This is a genomic window from Pedobacter aquatilis (assembly GCF_032678425.1).
GTDB classification, from domain to species: domain Bacteria; phylum Bacteroidota; class Bacteroidia; order Sphingobacteriales; family Sphingobacteriaceae; genus Pedobacter; species Pedobacter aquatilis_B.
Genome location: NZ_JAVTSG010000003.1, coordinates 680,728 through 702,081 on the forward strand (window position 1 = coordinate 680,728; position 21,354 = coordinate 702,081).

At 35.6% G+C, this 21,354-nt stretch carries 19 protein-coding genes; 7 read left to right on the forward strand and 12 right to left on the reverse strand.

Translation table 11 applies throughout. The annotated features are described in order from the left end of the window. Positions 1–11: 11 nt before the first annotated feature. Complete coding sequence (locus R2Q16_RS12950) at positions 12–1,388, reverse strand: dicarboxylate/amino acid:cation symporter (protein ID WP_316737565.1); 1,377 nt, start codon at positions 1,386–1,388, stop codon at positions 12–14. A 161-nt stretch (positions 1,389–1,549) separates the two neighbouring features. Here R2Q16_RS12950 and R2Q16_RS12955 point away from each other — a divergent pair, with 161 nt between their 5' ends. Genes R2Q16_RS12955 through R2Q16_RS12965 form a run of 3 tightly spaced genes read left to right on the forward strand, consistent with a single transcriptional unit; the run spans position 1,550 to position 3,230 of the window. Then, positions 1,550–2,047: an RNA polymerase sigma factor gene (locus R2Q16_RS12955; RefSeq protein ID WP_138821654.1), complete on the forward strand. Its 498-nt coding sequence runs from the start codon at positions 1,550–1,552 to the stop codon at positions 2,045–2,047. Next, complete coding sequence (locus tag R2Q16_RS12960; protein ID WP_316737567.1) at positions 2,034–2,627, forward strand: hypothetical protein; 594 nt, start codon at positions 2,034–2,036, stop codon at positions 2,625–2,627. The genes R2Q16_RS12955 and R2Q16_RS12960 overlap by 14 nt, the downstream gene beginning before the upstream one ends. Positions 2,628–2,663: 36 nt before the next feature. After that, complete coding sequence (locus tag R2Q16_RS12965) at positions 2,664–3,230, forward strand: DUF922 domain-containing protein (RefSeq protein WP_316737568.1); 567 nt, start codon at positions 2,664–2,666, stop codon at positions 3,228–3,230. Here R2Q16_RS12965 and R2Q16_RS12970 read toward each other — a convergent pair. The 5 genes from R2Q16_RS12970 to R2Q16_RS12990 all read right to left on the reverse strand — a co-directional run bounded on the left by R2Q16_RS12970 (position 3,219) and on the right by R2Q16_RS12990 (position 9,220). Continuing rightward, positions 3,219–3,590: a diacylglycerol kinase family protein gene (locus R2Q16_RS12970; RefSeq protein ID WP_316737569.1), complete on the reverse strand. Its 372-nt coding sequence runs from the start codon at positions 3,588–3,590 to the stop codon at positions 3,219–3,221. The genes R2Q16_RS12965 and R2Q16_RS12970 overlap by 12 nt on opposite strands. A 6-nt stretch (positions 3,591–3,596) precedes the next feature. Beyond that, entirely contained in the window at positions 3,597–4,199 is a 603-nt protein-coding gene (locus tag R2Q16_RS12975) for a hypothetical protein (RefSeq protein ID WP_316737570.1), read from the reverse strand. Positions 4,200–4,264: 65 nt separating this feature from the next. Beyond that, entirely contained in the window at positions 4,265–6,175 is a 1,911-nt protein-coding gene (locus R2Q16_RS12980; protein ID WP_316737571.1) for a beta-N-acetylhexosaminidase, read from the reverse strand. A 346-nt stretch (positions 6,176–6,521) separates the two neighbouring features. After that, positions 6,522–7,478: a thioredoxin-disulfide reductase gene (trxB, locus tag R2Q16_RS12985; protein WP_316737573.1), complete on the reverse strand. Its 957-nt coding sequence runs from the start codon at positions 7,476–7,478 to the stop codon at positions 6,522–6,524. 113 nt (positions 7,479–7,591) lie between these two features. Then, positions 7,592–9,220, reverse strand: a complete 1,629-nt coding sequence (locus R2Q16_RS12990; RefSeq protein WP_316737575.1) for an acyl-CoA carboxylase subunit beta — start codon at positions 9,218–9,220, stop codon at positions 7,592–7,594. Positions 9,221–9,538: 318 nt separating this feature from the next. Between R2Q16_RS12990 and R2Q16_RS12995 the strand changes: the two genes are divergently transcribed. Continuing rightward, the gene (locus R2Q16_RS12995; RefSeq protein ID WP_316737576.1) at positions 9,539–9,982 is read left to right on the forward strand and encodes a DUF2721 domain-containing protein; all 444 of its coding nucleotides are present in this window, start codon (positions 9,539–9,541) and stop codon (positions 9,980–9,982) included. A 45-nt stretch (positions 9,983–10,027) separates the two neighbouring features. On the opposite strand, the gene R2Q16_RS13000 is transcribed toward R2Q16_RS12995, so the two are convergent. The 4 genes from R2Q16_RS13000 to guaB all read right to left on the reverse strand — a co-directional run bounded on the left by R2Q16_RS13000 (position 10,028) and on the right by guaB (position 16,448). Further along, positions 10,028–10,492, reverse strand: coding sequence for a MaoC family dehydratase (locus R2Q16_RS13000; protein ID WP_316737577.1), 465 nt, complete (start codon positions 10,490–10,492; stop codon positions 10,028–10,030). 65 nt (positions 10,493–10,557) lie between these two features. After that, positions 10,558–11,151 (reverse strand): TIGR00730 family Rossman fold protein, encoded by a 594-nt coding sequence (locus tag R2Q16_RS13005; protein WP_316737578.1) that lies wholly within the window; start codon positions 11,149–11,151, stop codon positions 10,558–10,560. Between the two features lie 465 nt (positions 11,152–11,616). Then, complete coding sequence (locus R2Q16_RS13010) at positions 11,617–14,193, reverse strand: TonB-dependent receptor (RefSeq protein ID WP_316737580.1); 2,577 nt, start codon at positions 14,191–14,193, stop codon at positions 11,617–11,619. A gap of 785 nt (positions 14,194–14,978) precedes the next feature. Continuing rightward, positions 14,979–16,448, reverse strand: a complete 1,470-nt coding sequence (guaB, locus tag R2Q16_RS13015) for an IMP dehydrogenase (RefSeq protein WP_316737581.1) — start codon at positions 16,446–16,448, stop codon at positions 14,979–14,981. A gap of 174 nt (positions 16,449–16,622) precedes the next feature. Between guaB and R2Q16_RS13020 the strand changes: the two genes are divergently transcribed. Next, positions 16,623–16,904 (forward strand): pyrimidine/purine nucleoside phosphorylase, encoded by a 282-nt coding sequence (locus tag R2Q16_RS13020; RefSeq protein ID WP_316737582.1) that lies wholly within the window; start codon positions 16,623–16,625, stop codon positions 16,902–16,904. A gap of 87 nt (positions 16,905–16,991) precedes the next feature. On the opposite strand, the gene R2Q16_RS13025 is transcribed toward R2Q16_RS13020, so the two are convergent. Together R2Q16_RS13025 and R2Q16_RS13030 are read right to left on the reverse strand one after the other, a co-directional pair. After that, positions 16,992–18,263, reverse strand: coding sequence for a pitrilysin family protein (locus R2Q16_RS13025; protein WP_316737583.1), 1,272 nt, complete (start codon positions 18,261–18,263; stop codon positions 16,992–16,994). Next, on the reverse strand, positions 18,256–19,500 hold the full coding sequence (locus tag R2Q16_RS13030; protein WP_316737584.1) for a pitrilysin family protein: 1,245 nt from the start codon (positions 19,498–19,500) through the stop codon (positions 18,256–18,258). Before R2Q16_RS13030 ends, R2Q16_RS13025 begins: the two co-directional genes overlap by 8 nt. 183 nt (positions 19,501–19,683) lie before the next feature. Here R2Q16_RS13030 and R2Q16_RS13035 point away from each other — a divergent pair, with 183 nt between their 5' ends. Both R2Q16_RS13035 and R2Q16_RS13040 read left to right on the forward strand, forming a co-directional pair. Next, complete coding sequence (locus R2Q16_RS13035; RefSeq protein WP_316737585.1) at positions 19,684–20,808, forward strand: CofH family radical SAM protein; 1,125 nt, start codon at positions 19,684–19,686, stop codon at positions 20,806–20,808. A 1-nt stretch (position 20,809) separates the two neighbouring features. Then, positions 20,810–21,316: a hypothetical protein gene (locus R2Q16_RS13040; RefSeq protein WP_316737586.1), complete on the forward strand. Its 507-nt coding sequence runs from the start codon at positions 20,810–20,812 to the stop codon at positions 21,314–21,316. The last annotated feature ends 38 nt before the right edge of the window (positions 21,317–21,354 follow it).

The following is a 21,354-nucleotide window of genomic DNA, read 5'->3' on the forward strand; positions in this document are numbered from 1 at the left end:
AATGATTAAATTTATGCGTCTTTCAGTTCGCCTTCCCACTTGCTTACTACAGCAGTAGCGATACTATTACCAACAACATTTGTAGCAGAACGGCCCATATCTAATAAAGGGTCGATACCGATTAATAGAGCCAAACCAGCTTCAGGGATATTAAAGCTTGCAATTGTACCAGCAATTACCACTAATGATGCTCTTGGCACGCCTGCAATACCTTTACTGGTTAACATTAAGATTAACAACATTGAAATTTGCTGCTCAAAGCCTAAATGAATGCCATAGGCCTGCGCAATAAATAAAGAAGCGAAAGTCATGTACATCATCGAACCATCGAGGTTAAAAGAATAACCAAGTGGCAACACGAAACTTACAATTTTATCTTTACAGCCAAAACGCTCCAAAAGCATCATTGTTTTTGGATAGGCCGCTTCACTACTTGCTGTACTAAAGGCTAAAATAGCTGGCTCTTTCATATCGTTAACCAATCTGAAAACTCGTTTTTTAAGAATAAGAAATCCTAAAAAGATTAAAACACACCAAAGAATAGCCAAACCAAGATAAAATTCCCCTATAAATATCGCGTAAGTATTTAATACAGATAAACCCTGCTTGGCTACAATTGCAGTCATCGCTCCGAAAACAGCTAAAGGCGCAAAATTCATTACGTAGCCAGTCATTTTTAAAATAACGTGAGCAATAGCATCGAAAGCTTTAATTACAACTTGTCCTAAATCGCCAATTGCTGCAGTTGCCACACCAAAGAATAACGAAAAAACTACAATTTGAAGGATTTCGTTAGTCGCCATGGATTCGGCAATACTTTTTGGAAAAACATGTGCAATAAAATCTTTAACACTCATTGCAGTTTTCTGAATTCCGGTATTTACTAACTGATCAGGTAGCGTTAATTTCATGTGTCTGCCCGGCTCAAAAATATTAACCAAAATTAAACCCAAAACCAACGACATTAAAGACATGGCAATAAACCAACCTAAGGTTTTTCCACCAATTCTGCCTACAGCTTTAATATCTCCAACTTTAGCAACACCAACCACAAGGGTAGTAAACACGAGCGGCGCAACAATCATTTTTATCAGCCTTAAAAAGATATCGCTAAGCAATGTAAAGTATTCGAGTTTTTTCTCTCTTATTTCCTCGTTTTCCTTTTTGATTTTAGCGTTAACCTTTTTATCGGCTTTAAGTTGTGTAAAAGCAGCAGTTGTGGTATCTGTTGTTTTTGCAATACTAACCTCAATGCTTTTCACTTTGGCATCGGCATTCAGGATATTCTGATTGTAAACATCAATAGAGTTTACATTTAAAATGTATCCTAAAGCAATACCCGCTATAAGCGCAACGAAAATAAAAATAGTGAGTTTGTTTTTCTTCATAAATAATAAAGTTAGTGGCTTTGTTAATTTGGTAAAACTACGATATTTACGCCGTGTAACAAACTGTGATTTTTCAACGGTACCAAAATCAAAGTATTTTTAATTTCGGGCTGTAACAAAAATCAAACTCAATGCTCTAAAAAACAATTACACCCTACTAAATGGAACAAAAGGACAAGTTATTTAAGCAAATCTTCGATTCGAATTCCAAAAAAATATTCCATTTGTGTTATGGTTATACTGGTGATACAGATGCTGCTAACGATTTATTACAAGAAACTTTTTTAAAAGTTTGGCAGAACCTAGATAAATTCAGAAACAAATCATTAATCTCTACCTGGATATACAGAATTGCAGTGAATACCTGTTTAACTTATTTACGCTCGGAAAAGAGACAAGCGAAGGATGAATTAACAGATAATATAATTGAAAATAAAATAGAAGAATTTTCGGAGAAAAATGAGCAGGTTGCGCTTTTGTACACCTGTATTTCCAAGCTCGAAGAAAACGACCGTTTAATTATAACTATGGTTTTGGATGAATTACCATACCATGAAATTGCAGATATTTCAGGAATAAGTGAAGGCAATTTAAGAGTAAAAATTCATCGTATTAAGCAAAAATTAACAGAATTATACAACCAATATGCAAGCGTTTGATCAATTACAGGAGTTGTGGCAAAAGCATGATGTAGAACTTAAAGTTTCTGCTGATGAAATGTTACAACAGGCAAAGAAAGAAGTGAACGGATTAAAGCTTAAATCTGCTTTAAATATTTTGGGCATGCTTGCATCTTTTATTGCAATTGCAGCACTTTGGATTTTTTTCCACTTCGAATCGTGGACAACACACGTTGGTATAAGCATTACCATCGTAGCCATCGGAGTTTATACTTTGATACTTTACCGTGATTACAGATTAATTTCTAGAACGGATTTCACCGTTCATCCAAACCAATACTTAAACAACTTAAAAACCTATCAATTAAACCGTTATAAATTATACAATTCATTATATTGGTTTTACACAGTGGCTTTATCGCTAGGCATCATATTCTATTTTATTGAAATTTTAACCTACTTAAATACACTTCAAAAGGTTATTGCAATCTGCTTAACAGCGATGTGGATTGTGTTCTGTTCCACCATTTTAAGAAAAGCGGTTATAAAACGCGAAAAGGAAAGAATTTCATTGCTAATCGAAAAATTTGAAAGAATTAGTATGCAAATTTCTGAATAAGACTTATTAGGCACGATTTTTTCAAGGAACATTAACATGAGAAGCCTTGTTCTATTTGTTTTAGTTGCTGTTACGATACCTTTATTATCTTTTAAACAAGATACTACTGAACCTATTCAGTTAAATTTTGAAACGTATTTTAAGGGAAAACCTGATGAAAATTCGCCATATTTTGCACTTACTGCAATGACTTGGAAGTACAGTTATGAATCGACAGTTTATAGAAACCGCGTGGTAATAAATTTGAAGAATGAAGTTTCTGTTGATAAAAGTCGCTCTTGGGTTAAATGGGATAAGTTAAGAAACGAAGACACAAAAGCTAGTTTACTTCACCACGAACAAGGTCACGTTAATATTCATTACATTTTGCTAATCGAATCGGACAGGGTATTGAAAAACCGTAATTATTCTGTTAAAAACTATAAGGCACAAATTTCAGATTTAGCGAACCAAATCAGCAAATATTATGATACTATGCAACGGAATTATGATGAGGAAACCGAGCATGGAAGTAATCATAAAATGCAGGCTCGGTGGGATAAGATTATTGATGATAAAATCGCTGAAGCGAAAGCTGCTGCACTAGCCGATTCAGGGAAATAGTTTTGGGCAAAAAATAATTAAACCTACTATTACAGCGAAAATAGCTGTCAACAAGACTGCACCAGCGGCTAAATCTTTTACAATTTTTATTTTGGGATTAACTTCCGGTGATACTACATCTGCTAATTTCTCCACTGCCGTATTAAAAACTTCAGCTACAAAAACAAGCGTTATTACACCTAAAATTGCAATCCATTCTAGCGATGATATTCCCATCCAAACTGAAAAGCCTATTGCAATAAAAGTCCCAAAAATGTGAATTCTTGCATTGTGCTCATTGGAAAAGAAAAAGCTTAACCCTTTAAAAGCATAGCCGAAACTTTTTACCCTATCTTTTAACGAAAACTTCTTATTACTCAAAATTGATTATGGTTTAACATCGTCAGTAGAAAAACTATTGCCTCTTAATTTATATTGCAAAGTTTTAGTGATTATTTTAGTTGAATCATCAGCATCCTTTACTGGAAATGAACGATATAAATCACCATTCTTAACAAAGAATTTATCATTTCCATTATATCCTTTTTTCTGATTCGTTGTTAAAGCCGGAAAGCTAATTTTATTAAAATTTCCGCCGGAATATTCGAAAACATTTAAATCCAGAACGCTTTTTTTGCTTAAAAGCTGAATATAAATTTCAGGATTACCATCGTTGTCCAAATCCATATTCCAGGCATCAGTTAAAATTCCGTTACGCTCAACAGAAGTTGAACGATAATCATTTTTAACAGAATCAGACATTAATATTTGATAACCTCCGATTGAATCTTTGCCCTTTCCCCAACTAAAAACCTCAAAATTAAGCCCTGGCTTTACTACAATATCTGCGTAAAATGGAAAAGGATTTTTCCTTACAACAGGCATTTCGGTTTTTACTTCCTTTACTTCTTCGGTTTCAGTGCATGCAAAACAAAACAGCATCCCTGCTAAAAGCAAAAGATGCTGTTTCGTTAAATTTCTTATTTTCATTTCTTTGGGGACGATTGGTTCTATCAACCAAATTAAGAAAATTAGATTTTCAAAACAAGAGCATTTTATTTCTTCGCCTCTGCTTTTGCAGTTGGTGCTCCATTATCCAAAATTGTTTCTGTTGTAACGCTTCTTCTTCCGCTAGGCGCAATAACAATTGTTCTCAAAGTTCTTTTTTCTCCTTGAGGAACTTTTACTGAAATGGGTTTTGTGTATAAAAATGCATTTTCTGAAGGACGAGATTCATCAAGTGAATAATAAATTTTACCACCCTTGATTGGTACTTTCAGATCAATTGTAAAATCACTTCCTGTTAGAGGTTTTTCGCTTTGACCAATTGGTGTAGGCACCCACAAATTCCAGCCTTTTTTATCTAGCATTGCTAAATGAACAGGTAAACGTTCTTCACTAAAATTCTTTAAATCTTTGCGCTCTACAGGGCTCCATGCAATTTCAGCTAAAGCTAATATACGTGGGAAAGCATGATTTTCAGCCTTTTCAGGCGTTTTAATATACTCACTCCACATATTTGCCTGTACGCCTTTAATGTATTTTCTTTGGTCGGCGGTTAATACTTTCGGAATTGGGTCATAAGCGTATATTTTTTGATAAGGCGCATAACCACCAATTGTTACAGGCTCATCAGGAGAATTTGATTGTTTATGGTCGATGTATAAACCCATAGAACCTGGGGTCATAATTACATCGTGGTTTTGCTGTGCTGCTGCTATGCCGCCATCTTCACCCCTCCAACTCATAACCGTTGCGTTTGGTGCTAAACCGCCTTCTAAAATTTCATCCCAACCAATAATCGAACGACCTTTTCCATTTACGTGTTTCTCAATAGTTTGGATAAAATAGCTTTGTAATTCATGTTCATCCTTTAAACCTTTTTCTTTCATTAATTGCTGGCAAAATGGAGATTCTTTCCAATATGTTTTTGGTGCTTCATCACCTCCAATATGAATATATTTTGAAGGGAATATGGTGATTACTTCATCCAGAACATTGTTTAAGAAAGTAAAAGTATTTTCTGATGGAACAAAAATATCATCGAAAACACCCCAAGTTTGTTGAACCTGTTTACCTTTTCTACTTCCAGCCCATGGTGTTTTATCGCTTACAAAAGTATCTCTATCAGGAAATGCACTTAATTCTGGGTAAGCAGCAATTGCCGCCGATGCGTGTCCTGGCAATTCAATTTCCGGAATTACGGTGATGAATTTTTCAGCCGCATAACGAACAACCTCTTTTGCTTCATCTTGAGTGTAAAATCCTTTAACTTCAGTTAAATAATTTCCGTTACCTGGATAATGACCAATTACAGAACCATTTCTAACTGAGCCAACGGTTGTTAATTTTGGATATTTTTTAATCTCCAATCTCCAACCTTGGTCATCGGTTAAATGCCAGTGAAAAGTATTGATTTTATAATACGCTAACTGGTCGATGTATTTTTTGATGAAAGATAATGGAAAATAATGGCGACAAACATCAAGCATCGTTCCACGATAACTGAAACGAGGATAATCGTTAATCGTTACTGCCGGAAAGTTGATTGCGCCAGAACCTTTTGCAGGCATCATTTGCATAAATGATTGTACCGCATAAAACAAGCCAGCACCTTTACCAACTAATTTAATTTGATTTGGTGTAACAATGATATTATAGCCTTCTGCGGGTAATTTATCTGCGCCAACTGAAGTTAAAACAATTGATTTTTGGTTAGGTTGAGAAACTTTTGCTTCTCTTAGCGCAAAACCAGCATTGCTAACGATAAATGCATTAAGTAAATCTGCAGATTTTGCGCCATCAATACTTTGATTAATTAAAACTGCTGTTTTATCTAGCGTGAAATTGCCACTGCTTTTTGTAATGGATACAGGAGCTGGAATAATTCCCAAATTTGGATCTGATTGGGCCAAAACCGATGTACTGATTAGCACGCCAATGCAAATCGAAAATACTTTGTTCATAATAGTTTATAGATTTAGGTTTTTGTTATGTTACACCAAGATATAGATTATACGAAGATTATAAATAACACATTTCTGTTACAATTAATAACAAACGTTTGATTTATACTTCGAGGAGTATTAAAACTTTGCTAAGAAATTTCCAGATGGATTACTGTTTTAATTTTAATAAACCGGATTGGAGTGATATACTTTTTGTTGTTTTGCCTTAAGTTTCGCAGGGCGATGCCAAAAAGATTTAGCGGAAAGCCGGACTGCAATAACCTATGAAATGCCCGAAATTGCTTTATAAAAAAAGAGAAACCGTTTCTGATTTCTCTCTTCAAAATATATTTATTTTATTTTTTTATGCTTCGATAGCATGTTCTTTAGCAGCCAAATACCTTTCAGCATCTAAAGCAGCCATACAGCCAGAACCAGCAGCTGTTACCGCTTGTCTGTAATACATATCCTGAACATCGCCACAAGCAAATACACCTTCGATATTGGTTAAGGTTGAACCAGGTTTAGTAGTTAAATAGCCAGTTTCATCCATATCCAACTGACCTTTGAAAATATCAGTGTTTGGTTTGTGACCAATTGCCACGAAGAAACCTTCAACCGGAATTTCTGAAGAAATATTCGTTTGATTATTGATAACCTTAACTGCGGTCACATTTTTGCCATTACCCAAAATTTCCTGAGTTTCAGTATTGTAGTGAACGATAATATTTGGTGTTGCAAGAACACGGCTAACCATTGCTTTTGAAGCCCTGAACTCATCTCTGCGAACCAATAAATGAACTGTTTTACAAAGTTTTGCCAAGTAAGTTGCTTCTTCCGCAGCAGTATCTCCGGCACCTACAATTGCAACATCTTGTCCTTTAAAGAAAAAGCCATCGCAAACCGCACATGCAGATACACCAAAACCATTATATTGTTGCTCGCTTGGCAAGCCTAACCATTTTGCTGTTGCACCAGTGGCAATAATAACAGTATCAGCAGTTATGGTTTTAATTTCATCAACCACAACTTTATGTGGTGTTGATGAAAAATCAACCGAACTTACATAACCAAAACGGATATCTGTACCGAAACGTTCGGCTTGCTTGCGGAAATCTTCCATCATTTCAGGACCCATAATTCCTTGCGGGTAACCTGGGAAATTCTCAACATCGGTTGTTTGCGTTAACTGACCACCAGCTTGCATTCCGGTGTACATAATTGGTTTTAAATCTGCTCTGGCAGCGTAAATTGCAGCGGTATAACCAGCCGGACCAGAACCAATAATTAAACACTGAACGTGTTCGTTTTCTTGTGACATTATATTGTGCGTTTGAAATTCAATAATTGAAAAGCAAATTTAATGCTTTATAAAATTGTTAACAAGTGTGCATTGTCAACATAGTTTACTTATTAACAATGGGAATTTGATTTTTAAGTTTGAATAACGCCAACATTAAAACGTTTTTTTATTGGCGATTGATTTGCAGCTTCGATACCCATAGAAATAACTTTTCTGGTTTCCAAAGGATCAATTATTCCATCAACCCAAAGCCTTGATGCGGCGTAATATGGCGTGGTTTGACTTTCATATTTTTCTGTTATCTCATTAAGCAATTGTGTTTCTTTCTCTGCGGTGATAATTTCGCCTTTTGCCTTTAAAGATGCTTCTTGAATTTGTAATAAAGTTTTGGCGGCTTGCGCACCACCCATTACAGCGATTTTTGCTGTCGGCCAGGCATAAATTAAACGTGGATCGTAAGCTTTACCACACATTGCATAATTACCTGCACCATAAGAATTTCCTATTACGATTGTAAATTTTGGCACCACAGAGTTTGCAACCGCATTCACCATTTTAGCTCCATCTTTAATAATACCTCCCTGCTCAGAGCGACTTCCAACCATAAAACCCGTAACATCTTGTAAAAAAACCAAAGGAATTTTCTTTTGATTGCAATTCATTATAAAACGTGAGGCTTTATCGGCACTATCAGAATAAATCACGCCGCCAAATTGCAATTCGCCTTTTTTCGATTTCACAACCTTTCTTTGATTAGCCACAATACCAACTGCCCAACCATCAATACGTGCTAAACCGCAAACAATACTTTGTCCGTAACCTTGTTTATATTCTTCAAATTCCGAATCATCAACCAACCGGTTAATAATGTCCATTATTTCATATTGCTTTTCTCTGTTCTCTGGCAAAATGCCATAGAGTTCTTCTTCATTTTGCTTTGGCTTAGAAGGTTTAATTCTATCAAAACCAGCATTTTCGGGCGCACCGAGCTTGCTCATTATATTACGGATACTATCTAAACAAGCTTCATCGTTTGGATGCTTGTAATCTGTAACACCCGAAATTTCGCAATGTGTGGTAGCACCACCCAAAGTTTCGTTATCTACTTCCTCTCCTATTGCAGATTTTACCAAATAGGAACCTGCTAAGAATACAGAACCAGTTTTATCTACAATCATCGCTTCATCGCTCATTATCGGCAAATAAGCGCCACCTGCAACACAAGCGCCCATTATCGCTGAAATCTGAACAATTCCATCTGAAGACATAACTGCATTATTCCGAAACATTCTACCGAAATGCTCCTTGTCTGGGAAAATCTCGTCTTGCATCGGTAAATAAACGCCAGCACTATCAACGAGATAAATTACAGGCAAGCGATTTTCCATTGCAATTTCCTGAGCACGTAGATTTTTCTTGGCCGTCATTGGAAACCATGCGCCCGCTTTTACAGTGGCATCATTAGCCACAATCATGCATTGTCTGCCGCTTACATATCCAATCCCACAAACTACACCAGCTGATGGACAGCCGCCTTGTTCGGCATACATACCATCGGCTGTGAATGCACCAACTTCTAGAAAATTGGAATCTTTATCGATTAAATATTTTATGCGCTCCCGGGCAAGTAACTTACCTTTTTCTTTCTGTTTAGCAGCATTTTTTTCACCACCTCCCTGATAGATTTTTTTAAGCTTAACCTTTAATTCGTAAACCAATTGTTTGTTTACATCTTCATTCTTATTGAATTCGATATTCATGGCAGCAATTTAAATTTATTTTTATAAAAAGCGTTGCGACTGATTTGGTTTCTAGTCTAAACTCGGTTTTTTAAGGCAAAGTTTGCAAAGAATTTTTAACCACAGAGAACACAAAGCAGGAGACACAGAGAAAGATTAAAATCGTACACTAAGAAAACAGTCACTATAACTTTATATTATATGAAAACTTTACGCACACTGTGGCAATTTAAATAACTTAACCATCCAACTTCACGTTCTTCGCGAAAAACTTAGCATTCTTTGCGGTTAAATTAATGTATATCCATTTAAAATAATATTTTTGATTAAACACGAGAAATGGAATTAACCATAAATATCCCCGCTTTATTATTTCCGGCGATTAGTTTAATTATGCTGGCTTATACCAATAGATTCTTGGCTTTAGCTAGTTTGGTTAGAAGTTTAAAATCTAAATACGAATCTGAGGATAAAAATATTGCGCTTCATAAGCAAATTGCCAATCTGCGTTACCGATTAAAACTTATAAAAAACATGCAGGCTTACGGCGTTTTAAGCTTTGCAAGCTGCTTATTCTGTATGTTTTTTATCTATTTAGAACAAAATACAATAGCCGAAATCATGTTTGCGCTTAGCTTGATTTTTTTTATGATATCTCTGATTATCTCGCTTATCGAAATTCAAATCAGCACAAAAGCTTTAGAATTAGAATTGAGTGGCTTAGAGGAACTGGAAGATGAATCTATCAGTGGTTTTATTAAAAAGAAATTTAATAAAGATTAATTTCTGTAAGGAATAAGTTTATTCTATTCCTTACAGATGTATGTATTATTCGGTTATAAAGTGATATAAGAAAACAACTTCGCCGGTAAAAGCAGGTTTCTTTTGCTCTTCAATTTCCATTTCTATACCCATGTGTACTTTAGTAACTCCACGTAAATTAACAATTGAGGCTAACTTTGCTTTAAGTCTGATTTTACTATCAACAATAACTGGTTGAGCAAAACGTAAACCTTCAATCCCATAGTTAATTTCCATTTTTAAATTGCGGATTTCTACAATCTCTTTCCATAAATAAGGGATTAAAGAAAGTGTTAAATAACCGTGTGCAATTGTTGCTTTAAACGGACCTTCATTTTTTGCCTTTTCTTCATCAACGTGTATCCATTGATGGTCTAATGTAGCATCGGCAAATTTATTTATTTGGTCTTGGGTAATTTGATGCCATGAAGAAACGCCTAATTCTTTACCTAAATGTTGTTCAAATTCTGCGTGTGATGAAATGATTTGCATTTTATATATTTTTTATCGCTGCATAATTAGCGGTTTGAAAATTATTTATTGTGGATGATAATATCTTAAATCAAGTTTCTTTCTTTAAACCAAACTTCATCTGGTGTAGCCGAAAAATTATCCATTTTATCGATTAACGTTTTGGCTTCTTGCTCATTAAAAACCAAATCGCGGTTAGCAGGCTTTAAAAATCTATGTTCTACCATCACATCCATTTGTGTAAATAAAGAATCGTAAAATCCATTAATATTTAAAACACCTATTGGCTTGCTGTGCAGACCCAATTGTAACCAGGTTAAAACTTCAAAAAGCTCTTCAAGTGTTCCAAAACCGCCCGGCAAAATAACAAAACCATCACTTAAATCGGCCATTTTTTGTTTCCGTTGATGCATATTTTCGGTAACGATCATCTGCGTAATACCTTTATGACCAACTTCTTTATCCATTAAAAACTGAGGGATTACACCGATAACTTCGCCGCCAAGTTCAAGAACATCATTGGCTAAAACACCCATAACCCCCACGCTGCCGCCACCATAAACCAATTTAATTTGCTGCTGTACTAAACTTTCAGCAAGCGCTTTAATAGCCGTTCTTAACTTTGCATCTCCATTAAAATTTGAACCGCAATACACGCAAAGTGCTTTTAACTTATTCATTTATTAAAAATTTATCGAAGTTAAGATTTTCTGACTGCGTAATAAATTTTTATTTAACACAAAGCTGTTACCACAATATTTTTTATATGATTTGATTTAACCGTTTAAGGAATGTGAGAAAATTTAAGCATATTTTATTTACATATTAAAAAGGTAAAGACTTTAGTTTTTCATCAGTTCCTAATTATTTTATCGGGTTTTGGCGTTTAGCCGAAAATAGAAACATTGGCCTGCGTAAAATAGCCCTGATGGAAGTGAAATACTTTTTGATTTGCAGAAACGAAAAATATGCAATGATATTGGCGATGAAATGATTTCTTAGTTTAACAGCACAATAGATTATAAAAAAGATTGAACATACAGCAGGACTAAAGCAAACCAAAAGCACAGTAAATTGCGCTTCAAAAAAAAGAGCGACAATTAAGTCGCTCTACGTTTTAACCAAATATAAAAGAGAAAAGATTGTTAAAAATTATACATGAAAGTTGCGCCAAAAGTTCTTGGATCGCCAAGTACACCAGCATATAAACCCGAATTACCCGCAGCAGCTTGTAATTGCTCATAATAATTTTTGTTAGCGATATTCCTACTCCAAACAAAAATCGAAAACTTATCCGATCTAAAGCCTAAACGACCGTTTAACAAAGTATAACCTTCAACATTTAAAACACTTGAAGGTGTTGCATTGGAAGAATATTGAGAACGGTAACTCACATCACCTCCAATAAAATATCTTCCGGCTTGTGTTGTTAGGTTTCCAGCCGTACTTAATTCTGCACCACCAGAAACATTCCATTTCGAAATACCTGGTAATCTGCCACCAGAAGCATCTTTAAAAGCTACTTGGGTTGATACACCGTTAATAATTTCGGTATGACCAGTTTCTTCCAAAGGCAGAGGAGCATTTGTAAAGGTTACATATTTACCATCTAGATATGATAAAGCTGCATTAATTGATAAAAATCTTTCCAGTTGATAAGTTCCATCAATTTCTAATCCTTTAACGTTTACCTTTTCGGCATTTGCAAGATATCCCCTATTTACGCCCAATTGTGGCGATTGAACATTAGTTTGGTAATCTTTAATATCGGTATTAAAAGCGGTAATATTTAAAATTGCGCCTTTGAATGGTTTAGTTTTAACACCTAATTCGTAATGTTCTACGTATTCGGGTTTTACTACAGCCAAAGTTAAATCTGCCTGACCATTTGCTGTAGTTGGCAACCCACCTACATTCACACCAACGGGTTTGTAAGCGGTTGAAAAAGTTCCATAAATGTTTAATCTGGTAGTTGGTCGGTATGAGACCGTAATATTTCCCGATAGATTATTATTTTGGGTACTGGTATTGAATTGTTGGTTGCTGTAAACTGCCGCCTTTAAAGCCAGTAAAGCAGCGTCTGTTGTTTGCAAACCACCATAAGTGTTTCTATCGTAATCTACATCTTTCTTATCATAGGTAAATCTTAAGCCTGGTAAAACGTGTAGATGTTCAAAAACTTCCCAATCTACCTGACCAAAAACTGCTGTACTTAAAGATTTGATTGTGGAGTTGGTTCTGATTCCGAAACCATCTAATAAACCTGGTGTAGAATATAGTGCTTGAGCGCTGGTATTTGCAGTTTGAACAAATCTCCATTGGTCTTTACCAACTTCTTCAGTTTGGCCTAGTCCTTGTAAATTTTGAGCTAATGCGAAAACTCCAATCACACCACTTAACTTTTCTGTAATATTTCCTGCGTATCTGATTTCTTGCGAATACTGATCGTGACGAGAGTTACCCTGAGATTTTGTAAGTGCTGATAATTCTGAGAAATCTCTATCATTAGTTGGGTCCCAGTTCCAGAATCTCCACGCTGTTGTTGATGTTAAAGTTCCACTTCCAATTTTATAATCTACATTTACCGATAAGCCACCGATAGATTGATTGTGTCTCCAAGGTGTGTTGGTGTTAATTTCTCTTGAAAAAGGATCAATTTTTGGCTGCTGATAACCTAAATCAGAAACAATTCTGGCGTACTGGCGATATGCACTTCTTTCGGTTTGTGTAACTCCGGCTATAACTAATGGATAACCTGCCGGATGCTGAACGCTAACATCGCCACTTAATAATACCTGCAATTTGTCTGATGGTGTGAAATATAGTTGCCCTTTAAAACCTAAGTTGTTCTGACCGCTATATTTACGTTCCTCTCTTGTATTCCAAATTGTTCCATCTCTTTGCGTTCCGGAAATTGATAATTTGGCAGCTAGATTTTTTGCAACTCCACCCGTAATGGAGGTTTTCGCTTGCATAAAATTATAATTACCTACGCTAAGCTCTACTTTTGCTGATGGCGTTTGCGTTGGTTTTGTAGTAGTGATGTTAAACGCACCTGCCGTTGTATTTTTCCCAAATAAAGTTCCCTGCGGACCGCGGATAACTTCAATCCTTTCGATATCTAAAAAATCTGTCGAGGTTGCCGCCGGACGGGCGTGGTAAACTCCATCAACATAAAAACCTACACCTGGGTCGATACCATCATTAGTTAAGCCAAATGTAGAACCTAAGCCACGAATGTTTAACGTTGTATTCCGGGCATTTGAAGCATATAACTGAACCGAAGGAACGAGTTCTTTCAAGCGATTAACATTGAATGCTCCTGCATTTTCAGCTGCTTGTCCGCCGATTACTGTAATTGGAATTGGCACATCTTGCAAAACTTCTGATCTTCTTCTTGATGTTACTACAATTTCATCGAGTTGTGTATCCTCAACTAAAACCAATTCAACCGTGTCTTGAACTTTTAAGATTTGAAAATCTTGTGGTTTATATCCTACAGAACTTACCTGGATATAAAATGGTGGTTCTTGTTTGGCATCGATGGTAAAAATACCTTGTTCGTTTGCTTTTGATGTTAAGTTTGTGCCTCTTACTTTAATTGTTGCATTTGGGATAATTGAGCCATTTGCGCCTTTGATTTTGCCAGTTATCGGATTTTGAGCAAAGGAATAACTCGCATAAAATATTATGGAAAAGAACATTAAAAAACTTTTTTTCATGATTGGTTTATTGTGTTGGGTTAGATATTGTGGATTACTGCTGCGTTCGAAACGCTTTATTAAGTTTGTTTAAAGTGCAACAACAGCAATTTAAGGCCTGATTTGAGTACATTTTCATAGTTATTATATTAAATCTATAGATTTAGTCGACAAATATATTAAAAAAAAGGAACTGCCAAATTTTATTTTGCAGAAAATATTATTGGTTGTGGCAAACTGAATTTAATTTTCCAATTAAACACAGATCGACATCGAATTACAAACCTGGAGATAAAGACCTGAATTTTGAGGTTATAAAAAAAATTAGATTTTTTCAAAATTTGGAAAAGCACCGATACAATTAATTTTTATGGTAATCGGGCTTTCGCTAAATCTTTTTGGTTTGAAAAGAAACTTACGAAGTCAGCTGGAACGATTGTTATGAAACTTCGTAAGTTTAGCCAACGGCGCCAAAAAGGATATCGCTTCAATCCCGTTTAATTGGCTCGGCAGTTACAACTATTTGCAGTTGTAGAAACCTCTTAAACAACCCTTAATTTTAAACCTGACAGCAGCGGCAGCCCCGAGTTTTTCTACGAGGGCTACAGCTAATGGCAGGACTGTAATAACCGATAATGTAGGGCGATCATTTACAAAAATTAAAATTTTGCCAACAAAATAAAAAACGAGGCTATCGTGACTGACGCCTCGTTCATCATATTGTAAAAGTTATTTTAAGAGATTTCTCCACTACGGTCGAAATGACGATAGTAAAAGAAGCTTAATCTTCGCTTTTACCTTTAAGCTTATCTTGTATAATTTGGTGCTTCTTTAGTGATTGTAATATCGTGTGGATGACTTTCACGCATACCTGCAGCCGTAATTTGAACAAATTGTGCTTCTTGTAACGCTTCGATACTTGCAGCACCGCAATAGCCCATACTTGCACGTAAACCGCCAATATATTGGTACATCACTTCAGCTAAAGTTCCCTTAAATGGTACACGACCAACAATTCCTTCAGGAACAAGTTTTTTAATATCGTCTTCCACATCCTGGAAATAACGGTCTTTTGAGCCTTGCTCCATAGCCTCGATTGAACCCATTCCGCGGTAAGATTTAAACTTACGTCCTTCGTATATAATCGTTTCACCTGGAGATTCTTCTACTCCTGCGAATAATGAACCGGCCATTACAGTACTTGCGCCAGATGCGATTGCTTTTGCAATATCACCTGTATGCTTAATTCCACCATCTGCAATAACTGGAACACCAGTTCCTTTTAATGCTTTTGCACATTCATAAACGGCATATAATTGCGGAACACCAACACCAGCAATAATTCTGGTTGTACAAATTGAACCCGGACCAATACCAACTTTAACGGCATCAGCACCGGCATCAGCTAAAAATTTAGCAGCAGCACCAGTTGCAATATTTCCAACGATAACCTGTAAATCAGGATATTTTGCTTTAACTTCTTTTAATTTATCTACAACACCTTTTGAATGTCCATGAGCAGTATCAATCGTAATTACATCAACTCCGGCGTTTACCAAAGCATCAACACGTTGAATGGTATCGGCAGTTACACCTACAGCAGCACCCACACGTAAACGACCACGTTCATCTTTACAAGCAACCGGATAGTTTTTAACTTTCGAAATATCTTTGAAAGTAATTAATCCACTTAAATATCCATCTTTAGTAACTACAGGAAGTTTTTCAATTTTATGATTTTGAAGAATTTCTTCGGCTTGAACAAGATTTGTACCTTCTGGAGCAGTGATTAAATTTTCTTTAGTCATTACCTCAGCAATTGGTCTAGCCATATTTTTCTGGAAACGTAAATCGCGATTTGTAATGATACCAACTAGCTTATTATCGCTGCTAACCACCGGAATGCCACCAATTTTATGTTCTTTCATTATTTTGAAAGCATCAGCAACAACAGCAGTTTCTAATAAAGTTACTGGGTCTTGAATCATTCCACTTTCAGAACGCTTAACCTTACGTACCTCGTTTGCTTGTCTTTCGATGGTCATGTTTTTATGTAACATGCCAATTCCACCATTTTGTGCAATTGCGATAGCAAGTTCAGCTTCAGTTACTGTATCCATAGCAGCGGATATTAATGGAACATTAAGCTTAATTTTTTTTGTTAAGAAAGTGGCTGTATTTACATCGCGAGGCAGAATTTCAGAATATGCAGGTACTAAAAGTACGTCGTCATAAGTTAAACCTGTAGCAATAAATTTTGTGGAATCGAGTTGCATAGAAAATAAATTAGGATTTATTATATGCGGGGCAAAGATACAAAAATTCAATCAAAATAAAAGTTAGAATATAAAATTGCTTAAATATTAAGCTTGCCTGACAAATGATTTTAATCTGTTTGATTTTTCTTTTTCGCAAAGCTTGAGTATAATTGCTTAATCTAAAAACGAATTATGATAACAGAAAATCAATACTTTGATGGTAATGTAAAATCTTTAGGCTTCCAAACTTCTGATGGAAAAGTAACTGTTGGTGTTATAAATCCTGGCGAGTACGAATTTGGAACTGCTCAAAAAGAAATTATGAATATTGTTAGCGGAGAATTATCAGCTTTGCTACCAAATGAAAATGACTGGAAAACTTACACGGCAGGAAGCAGTTTTGAAGTTGAAGCAAATGCTTCATTTAAAGTTAAAACTGATATTCAGACGGCTTATCTTTGTGAGTATAAATAAAAAATATCACCTTGATCTTGTCGAAAAATTAATAGGCGTTTCGACAAGCTCAACGTGACAGTTTCACAATAGATTGATTATTATTTTTTACTTCTTCCCTACCACAATTTCGGTAAAGTTTTCTGTAGTTAAATATTTATTTGCCAACGCCAATAATTCAGCGGCAGTAATTGATTTCACTTTAGCGATGTAATTTTCGTAATAACTATAATCCAAACCTGAGAAATAGATATTTTTGAATTTATCAGCATGAGAAAAAACGTTTTCTAAACTACCAAGCATAGAACCGAGCATGTAATTTTTAACCAAGCTTAATTCCTCTTCAGTAACTTCTTCAGTTTTTAAAATATCAATTTCCTTGTAGATTTCCCTCAATGCATCGGCACAAACATCGGCGCCAACTTCAGTACCGATAAAGAAATAGCCAGAGTTATGCAGCGAGACAATTCCCGAACCGATTCCATAAGTGTAACCTTTATCTTCTCTGATATTAGCCATTAATCGAGACCCAAAATATCCGCCCAAGACAGTATTTAAAATTTGAAGTCCGGCAAAATCTTCGTGTTTTCTGTTAATAGATAACTGACCGATTCTGATTGCCGATTGTAAGGATTCTGATTTCTCTTTGTACAGCACCTTTTTTTCTGGTGATTGAAAACTGAAAGTGTTTTTTACAGCATTTCCAGTATTCCAATTTCGTCCAAATTCAGTGTTTAACAATTCAAAACCTTGCTCATCAAACTTACCAGCAACAACAATAGTGCAATTATTTGGCGCATAAGAATTTTTAAAATACTCAACCAAATCATCACGTTTCAGCGCATCATAATGTTTTAGCTGAATATCCACTCCATAAGCAGTATCGCCGAACAGAGCATTAGAAAACTCTTTTCTGGCCAACACATCATTTTTTTGAAGATTTACCTGAAGTTTTTGCTTTTGATTCTGGATGTAAATATCCAATTCCTTTTGTGGGAATTGACTCTCAGAAATTACATCTTTAACAATTGGTAAAACCGATTTCAGGTGTTTATTTAAGGTGTAAAGCGTTACCGTTGATTGGTCTTGATTATATTCTGTCTGAAAAAATGCTCCATAGAAATCTATCTGCTCCGCAATTTCTTTAGCAGTAAGTTTATTTGTTCCATTGTTAAGCATTGCACTCACCGCGATGGCTTGCAAAGGTTTTTCTGCGTTCCAGTTTACATTGCTGAAAATAAATTCGATACGAACTAAATCTTGCTCGCCAGAAAAAATGGTAAAAACGGGTACATCATTATTTAAAACACGCTTTACCGGTTGAATAAATTCAATTTGATTGACCTGTTTAAAATCAGGCGCTTGAGTACGATTAAGCATGTTCTTCTGTTAAATAATATAATGTTGATGATAAATCTCTGTTAAAAGTTTCGTTTGAAATCCTTTGAATATCTTCTGCCTGAACTTTCAAATATTTTGATGCTTCCTGATTTAAAATATCAGCATCGCCAAGCAATTCGTAATATGCAAGATTCATGGCTTTATCTAGCAAGCTCATTTCAGAAAATACCAAAACAGATTCTACCTTGTTTTTTACTTTTGTTAATTCATCACTGGCAACAAGTTCTGTTTTAATTTTTTCCAGTTCTTCCCAAATAGCAGCTTCTGCCCTTTCCACCGAAACACCTTCGACCAATTTTCCTTCTACGATGAACAAACCTGGGTCTAAACTACTTGAAATATAGGCGTTAATATCGCTGAATAATTGTTGTTCTTTTAGCAAACTATTATGTAGGCGAGAAGATTTTCCACCTGAAAGTACATCGGATAGTAAATCAAAAGCATAATAATCTTTATCCAGCCTTCCTGGCATCTTGAAAGCTACGTAAACTGCATTTAATGGAACGGCAGCTTTAACTGTTTCAGTTCTTGCCGCTGCTTGTTTATCTTCCTGAATTAAATTACGCTCGTACTTTGTGCCTGATGGAATTGGCTCAAACCATTTTTCGGCTAACTTTTTTACATCTTCGGTTTTAACATTACCACCAACTACAAGAATTGCATTCGATGGATTATAATGTTTATTGAAAAATGCCTTAACATCATCCATTTTAGCATTTTCAATGTGCGCCAGTTCTTTACCAATTGTAGCCCAACGGTAAGAATGTTTTTTATAAGCCAGCGGACGCAATTTTAACCAAACATCGCCATAAGGCTGATTTAAATAACGTTGTTTAAATTCCTCGCTAACCACGTTGATTTGTGTTTCCAAGCTCTTTTCAGAGAAAGCCAAGCTTAGCATTCTATCACTCTCCAACCAAAATGCAGTTTCGATATTTTCTGCAGGTAGTGTAATGTAATAGTTGGTAATATCATTGCTTGTAAAAGCATTATTTTCTCCACCAACTCTTTGTAAAGGCTCATCGTAAACCGGAATGTTAACTGAGCCACCAAACATTAAATGCTCAAATAAATGTGCAAAACCGGTTTGTTCGGGGTTCTCATCACGAGCACCCACATCATATAAAATATTTAGTACTGCCATTGGAGTTGTTGGATCTTCATGTACCAATACTTTTAATCCGTTGGCTAGTGTAAAACGATTAAAATCTACCATAATCAACAAAGATAATTGAATTGTTGAATTGCTAAATTGTTTTATCGTTTTGGCTGAAGAGTTTTATAGATTATTGCTTTTAAGAAACCAAAAAAGTTAAAATTTCTATTTCTTGCAACCAATTTGACATCCAAAAAACTAAATAACCAGCAAACCAACAAACCATTTATTTATCTTTGCGATATGAATACAGCCGATTTACTGCAGAGGGCATTACATTTTGATTTTTTAAGTCTTGAAGAAGGCGTTCATTTATACCACCATGCCGATACCGCATCGTTGATGTTTGTGGCAAATGAACTTCGAAAAATTCAGGTTCCGAGCGGTAAAGTAACCTGGCAGATTGACAGAAATGTAAACACAACCAATGTTTGTATCGCAAACTGCAAGTTTTGCAACTTTTTCCGTCGCCCGGGGCACGATGAAAGTTACATTACTGATATTGAAACCTATAAGGTAAAAATTGAAGAAACTTTTCGATTAGGAGGCGACCAACTTTTATTACAAGGTGGCCATCACCCAGATTTAGGTTTAGCATTTTATGCTGATTTATTCAAGAAACTAAAAGAATTATACCCTGATTTAAAATTACACGCTTTAGGCCCGCCAGAAATTGCGCACGTTGCAAAATTGGAAGGCATTTCGCATACTGAAGTTTTAAAAACTTTAAAAGAAGCGGGAATGGACTCTTTACCAGGCGCCGGAGCAGAAATTTTGAACGACAGGGTTAGAAGATTAATATCAAAAGGTAAATGCGGCGGACAAGAATGGCTTGATGTAATGCGGGCTTGCCATCAGTTAGATATTACCACATCAGCCACGATGATGTTTGGGCACGTTGAAACCATAGAGGAACGTTTTGAACATTTAGTTTGGATTCGTCAGGTTCAAAGTGAAAAACCTGCTGATGCAAATGGATTTTTAGCCTTTATCCCTTGGCCATTTCAGGATGATGGTACGTTACTTAAGCGTTTAAGAGGCATCAGCAATAATGTAACTGCCGATGAATACATCCGTATGATTGCATTAAGCCGTATTATGTTGCCAAATATCAAAAATATTCAGGCGAGTTGGTTAACCGTTGGAAAAACAACAGCTCAGCTTTGCTTACATGCGGGGGCAAATGATTTTGGTTCGATTATGATTGAAGAAAATGTGGTTTCGGCTGCTGGTGCGCCGCATCGTTTTACGGCTAATGGAATTCAACAATCTATTAAAGCTGCAGGTTTTGAACCTCAATTACGCGGACAAAAATATAATTACCGCGATTTGCCTGAACATTTAGAAGAACAGGTAATTACTTACTAAAATGTTTAAAAGACTTAGCTATATTTTACTATTGTTATTTTCGATAGTAAATGTTAGCGCTCAAACTTTTTGGCATACACTTCGCTTAAGCGAAAAAGTAACGGTTAATTTCCCTAAAGCACCGGGCAAAAGTGCGGGTATTTCATATGGCTGTACAGATAGTACAGGGATGGTTTTTGCAGCAAGTGTTTCGGATATCGCAAAGGCAATCAATATTAATAAATCAGATTTTGACAGCGTAGTTGTAGAGAGAGAATTTGCAAATGATTTTCAGGAAGGCTTTAAACCTTCAATCCCCGATTATGTTTTAAAGCCGATTACGATATCTACCTTAACCGGAAAAGTCACCTATCAATTTGAAGGAAGAAGCGAGGCCAAAAAGAGTAACATTTATTTCTTGGCCATCTTTATTGATGGCAAAGCCTATAATTTCACCTGCATACTTCCTGATGGTAAAAGTGTAAGAGATAAAAATTTATTCTTTAAAGGGATTTCCATCAGCAAATAAAATCATTTTATAAAAATAAAGGGAAACAGAACCCAGTT

Coding starts and splice junctions, on each gene's coding strand:
- R2Q16_RS12980 (WP_316737571.1), bottom strand. CDS start 6,175: ATGAACAAAGTATTTTCGATTTGCATTGGCGTGCTAATCAGTACATCG.
- R2Q16_RS12950 (WP_316737565.1), bottom strand. CDS start 1,388: ATGAAGAAAAACAAACTCACTATTTTTATTTTCGTTGCGCTTATAGCG.
- R2Q16_RS13030 (WP_316737584.1), bottom strand. CDS start 19,500: ATGGTAGATTTTAATCGTTTTACACTAGCCAACGGATTAAAAGTATTG.
- R2Q16_RS13005 (WP_316737578.1), bottom strand. CDS start 11,151: ATGAATAAGTTAAAAGCACTTTGCGTGTATTGCGGTTCAAATTTTAAT.
- R2Q16_RS12965 (WP_316737568.1), top strand. CDS start 2,664: ATGAGAAGCCTTGTTCTATTTGTTTTAGTTGCTGTTACGATACCTTTA.
- R2Q16_RS12960 (WP_316737567.1), top strand. CDS start 2,034: ATGCAAGCGTTTGATCAATTACAGGAGTTGTGGCAAAAGCATGATGTA.
- R2Q16_RS13020 (WP_316737582.1), top strand. CDS start 16,623: ATGATAACAGAAAATCAATACTTTGATGGTAATGTAAAATCTTTAGGC.
- R2Q16_RS13010 (WP_316737580.1), bottom strand. CDS start 14,193: ATGAAAAAAAGTTTTTTAATGTTCTTTTCCATAATATTTTATGCGAGT.
- R2Q16_RS13025 (WP_316737583.1), bottom strand. CDS start 18,263: ATGCTTAATCGTACTCAAGCGCCTGATTTTAAACAGGTCAATCAAATT.
- R2Q16_RS12990 (WP_316737575.1), bottom strand. CDS start 9,220: ATGAATATCGAATTCAATAAGAATGAAGATGTAAACAAACAATTGGTT.
- trxB (WP_316737573.1), bottom strand. CDS start 7,478: ATGTCACAAGAAAACGAACACGTTCAGTGTTTAATTATTGGTTCTGGT.
- R2Q16_RS12955 (WP_138821654.1), top strand. CDS start 1,550: ATGGAACAAAAGGACAAGTTATTTAAGCAAATCTTCGATTCGAATTCC.
- R2Q16_RS13000 (WP_316737577.1), bottom strand. CDS start 10,492: ATGCAAATCATTTCATCACACGCAGAATTTGAACAACATTTAGGTAAA.
- R2Q16_RS13035 (WP_316737585.1), top strand. CDS start 19,684: ATGAATACAGCCGATTTACTGCAGAGGGCATTACATTTTGATTTTTTA.
- guaB (WP_316737581.1), bottom strand. CDS start 16,448: ATGCAACTCGATTCCACAAAATTTATTGCTACAGGTTTAACTTATGAC.
- R2Q16_RS12975 (WP_316737570.1), bottom strand. CDS start 4,199: ATGAAAATAAGAAATTTAACGAAACAGCATCTTTTGCTTTTAGCAGGG.
- R2Q16_RS12995 (WP_316737576.1), top strand. CDS start 9,539: ATGGAATTAACCATAAATATCCCCGCTTTATTATTTCCGGCGATTAGT.
- R2Q16_RS13040 (WP_316737586.1), top strand. CDS start 20,810: ATGTTTAAAAGACTTAGCTATATTTTACTATTGTTATTTTCGATAGTA.